Origin of the sequence: Prescottella subtropica, from assembly GCF_005434945.1 — a bacterium.
Lineage (GTDB): Bacteria > Actinomycetota > Actinomycetes > Mycobacteriales > Mycobacteriaceae > Prescottella > Prescottella subtropica.
The window spans coordinates 1-1,825 of sequence record NZ_SKCH01000057.1 but is presented as its reverse complement, the minus strand read 5'-3'; the positions used below and the strand labels follow the sequence as shown (position 1 = coordinate 1,825).

The window sequence follows — 1,825 nt, the reverse complement described above, 5'->3', positions numbered from 1 at the left end:
AACAGTAGGCGGCGTCACTCGTCGATTGGGATGCTCAGTCCCGACGAGTACGAGATGTCACTGGCTGCGATGGATCACGTCGAAGCTGCTTAGCCCCTTGTCCGCTGTTCGGGGGGAACCTCACCGTTCACCCAACGGCTCGCAGTCCGCGGAAGCGGCATGCCTACGCAATGGCGAATCTTCTTACATTGCAGCGCGATACACGCGTAAGAAACAGGTGAAATTGGTCCACGGAGGCCTTGACCCGCGCTCGTGACCATGACACGGTAGTCGGAACTTACCGAGCGATCGCTCGGTCAAAATGACGGAGGTGGGTAGTGGATCTGTCGTATTCCCCGGAAGTGCTGGACCTCGTCGAACGGACCCGGGTGTTCGTGCGGGAGACGGTGCTGCCGATCGAGGACGTGCACGGTGGTGACATCACCGCCGCCGGTGGGGACCGGGTGCGGATCGAGTTGCAGGCCGAGGCGGCGGCGCGGGGACTGCTGGCCCCGCACGCGCCCGTCGAGGTCGGCGGTCTGGGCCTGACCATGTGTGACCGGTCCCCGGTGTTCGAGGCGGCCGGGTATTCGCTGTTCGGTCCGACGGCCCTGAACATCTGCGCCCCGGACGAGGGCAACGTGCACCTGCTCGCGCATGTCGCGGATCCCGCGCAGCGGGAGCAGTTTCTGGAGCCGTTGGCCCGGGGTGTGGTGCGGTCGGCGTTCGCGATGACCGAACCCGCCCCGGGTGCCGGATCGGATCCGTCGGCGTTGACGACCCGCGCCGTCAAGACGCCGGGTGGCTGGAAGATCAACGGCCGCAAGTGGTTCATCACCGGCGCCGACGGGGCCGGATTCCTCATCGTCATGGCCCGCACGTCCGGGGCGCCGGGGGATCGGGGTGGGGCGACGATGTTCCTGACGCCCGCGCCGGCGCCGGGGATCCGGGTGGGCCGGCACCTCGACACCCTGGATCGGGCGATGATCGGTGGGCATTGCGAGGTGTTCTTCGAGGACCTGTTCGTCCCCGACGAGGCGGTGCTGGGGGCGGTGGACGAGGGGTTCGCGTATGCGCAGGTGCGGCTCGGTCCGGCGCGGATGACGCACGTGATGCGCTGGCTCGGGGCCGCCCGCCGCGGGCACGACGTGGCCGTCGACTATGTGTCCCGCCGTGAGGGTTTCGGGTCACGGCTCGGGGATCTGGGCATGATCCAGCAGATGGTCGCGGACAACGAGATCGACATCGCCGCGACCCGCGCTCTGCTCACCCGGGCCTGTTGGGAGCTCGATCGCGGTGGTGCGGCGGCGGATGCGACGTCGATCGCGAAGACGTTCGGGTCGGAGGCGATCTTCCGGATCGTCGACCGCTCGATCCAGATGTGCGGCGGGATGGGCATTTCCGGTGATCTGCCGTTGGCGCGGTTGTCGCGGGAGGTGCGCCCGTTCCGGGTGTACGACGGGCCCTCGGAGGTGCACCGGTGGGCGCTCGCCAAACGGGTGATCGGCCGGGCGGTCCGCGGGCAGGTGCAGTCGTGACGAGCGTCGGTCTGGACGGCCTGGATCTGGGTGCGCTGCACAGGTTCTTCGACACCTCCGGGGTGGCGACGGCCGGGGAGTTGCGGGCGTCGCTGATCTCCGGCGGCAAATCGAATCTCACGTTCGAGGTGTCCGACGGGGTGTCCCGGTGGGTGCTGCGCCGGCCGCCGACGGCCGGGTTGACGCCGTCCGCGCACGACGTGGCCCGCGAATACCGGGTGTGCGCGGCCCTGCAGGACACCGCGGTGCCGGTCGCCCCGACCGTGGCCTTGTGCGAGGACACCGCGATCCTGGGGGCGCCGTTCGCG

At 69.1% G+C, this 1,825-nt stretch carries 2 protein-coding genes; both read left to right on the top strand.

Annotated features, from left to right (window positions below; all coding sequences use genetic code 11):
- Window positions 1–317 precede the first annotated feature (317 nt).
- A complete protein-coding gene (locus tag E0497_RS20285) occupies window positions 318–1,517 on the top strand; it encodes an acyl-CoA dehydrogenase family protein (protein WP_137726598.1) in 1,200 nt (399 codons plus the stop codon).
- Window positions 1,514–1,825: phosphotransferase (locus tag E0497_RS20280; RefSeq protein ID WP_153269350.1), on the top strand; the 312-nt coding region annotated here is incomplete at its 3' end. The genes E0497_RS20285 and E0497_RS20280, both read left to right, overlap by 4 nt.